This is a genomic window from Cupriavidus sp. KB_39 (assembly GCF_052114485.1).
In the GTDB taxonomy this organism is placed as follows: domain Bacteria; phylum Pseudomonadota; class Gammaproteobacteria; order Burkholderiales; family Burkholderiaceae; genus Cupriavidus.
Genome location: NZ_JBFREV010000110.1, coordinates 1 through 1,985, shown reverse-complemented (window position 1 = coordinate 1,985; position 1,985 = coordinate 1). Strand labels below are relative to the sequence as shown.

The following is a 1,985-nucleotide window of genomic DNA, read 5'->3' as shown; positions in this document are numbered from 1 at the left end:
GGAACGCGCCATCGCGGGAACGGAATGTCCCACCCTGCTCCCGGCTCAGGCGCCATCGGCCAGCGCCACCGCCTTACGGGCACCCCACAAAAAACATCCCACCCCGCACAAAAAGCACGCCCGGACTGACATTTCTATTTAGCGGAAGAGGGGGTGCGGATGAAAACTTGGACTACTTGGAGGTAGTTCATGTATTCGTACGAGGATCGCATCAGGGCGGTCAAGCTATATTTCAAGTACGGGGGAAAGACGGCAACGGTCGTTCGTGAGCTGGGCTATCCGTCGGGCAAGAACCTGAAGCGGTGGGTTCACCTGTACCAGGCGCTTGGGGACCTGCCCAAGCTCCGCCGTCCAAGGCAGCGATACACGCTGGAGCAAAAACGCGTGGCGGTGGATCACTATTTCGGTCATGGCTGCTCTTTAGTTCATACCCGCAGAGCCCTCGGGTATCCCAGCACCGAAATGCTGGCCCGCTGGATTGAGGAGCTGCGCCCTGGGTCGCGCCGCATGGTCACGAGCACAAACACCAGTGCGCCGTTTGCGTCCGAACAGAGGCGTCAGGCAGTCACTGACCTTTGCACCCGCCCGGGCTCAGCGGAGGATGTGGCAAAAAAGGTTGGAGTAAGCCGACCGATGTTGTACAAGTGGAAAGATCAACTGCTCGGAGACGAGGCATATCGATCTATGCGAAAACGTAAATTGGCTTCGCCTGAAGACGAGCATGCGGCGTTGCTGGAAAGAATCGCGCAGCTCGAACAGCAGGTACGCCAGCTGCAACTTGAGCGCGACATCCTGACGCAGGCGGGCGATCTAATAAAAAAAGACCAAGGCATCAACACCCTGGCCCTGACAAACAGGGAGAAGACACAGGTGGTTGATGCCTTGAAATCTACGTATCCGTTGTCCGAACTTCTTCGCATCGTCGGGCTTGCACGCAGTAGCTATTTTTATCACAAGACAAGATTAGGCCTGGCCGATAAATATGGCGAGGTTCGTAACGCCATGGTCGAGATCTTTGAGGGCAACCATCGGTGTTACGGGTACCGCCGTATCCACGCGATACTGCGCCAGCGCGATATGCAGATCTCCGAGAAAGTTGTGCGCAGATTGATGGCGGAGGAGCAGCTTACTGTCCATCGACCTCGTCGCCGGTATAGCTCTTACAGCGGGGAGATTGGCGTTGCGCCCGAGAACCTGATTGCCAGGGACTTCCATTCGCAGGCTCCAAATCAAAAGTGGCTGACGGACATCACCGAATTCCAGCTTCCAGCGGGCAAGGTCTACCTATCACCCATGATCGACTGCTTTGACGGCAAGGTTGTGAGTTGGTCTATCGGAACGAGGCCTGACGCGCAATTGGTCAATAGCATGCTCGACGGCGCTATCAAGACGCTCACCGAAGGCGACAGCCCCGTCGTACACAGTGACAGGGGCTCGCACTATCGTTGGCCGGGATGGCTACAACGTATCGATGCGGCGGGTCTCGTCCGATCCATGTCGCGAAAAGGCTGCTCACCTGACAACGCTGCGTGCGAAGGCTTCTTTGGGCGCCTGAAAAACGAGATGTACTACTGTCGCAACTGGGCCGGCACCACGGTAGAGGCATTCATGAACGAGCTAAACTCGTACATCCAGTGGTACAACGAGCGGCGCATCAAGTTGTCCCTGCAGGCGATGAGCCCGGTCGACTACCGGCGCCGCTTGGGAATCGCAACCTGAATCAGTCCAAGAAATCGTCCGCAGCCCCTTCCAGCCAAATAGAAATGTCGCCCCCTTAGCCAAGGCTGGCATTCTGGCGGTTTCCCGTCTGCGCAAGACCGGAGGCCGCCATGCCGATGCCCGAGTCCATCACGATGACGATGCGCGAAYTCGACCGATTCAAGGTGATTCAGGCCGTGGTCGAACAAGGCCTGCCGATATGGCGCGCGGCCGAGAAGCTTGGCCTGTCGCGGCGACAGATCGAACGGCTGGCGCTCCGATATCGC

The 1,985-nt window shown here is 57.7% G+C and carries 2 protein-coding genes; both read left to right on the top strand.

Annotated elements, in window-relative coordinates; genetic code table 11:
* Positions 1-189 precede the first annotated feature (189 nt).
* On the top strand, positions 190-1,719 hold the full coding sequence (locus tag AB4Z27_RS28820; RefSeq protein WP_441645959.1) for an IS3 family transposase: 1,530 nt from the start codon (positions 190-192) through the stop codon (positions 1,717-1,719).
* A gap of 110 nt (positions 1,720-1,829) precedes the next feature.
* The coding region (locus AB4Z27_RS28815) for a helix-turn-helix domain-containing protein (RefSeq protein ID WP_441645960.1) at positions 1,830-1,985 on the top strand (156 nt) is incomplete at its 3' end.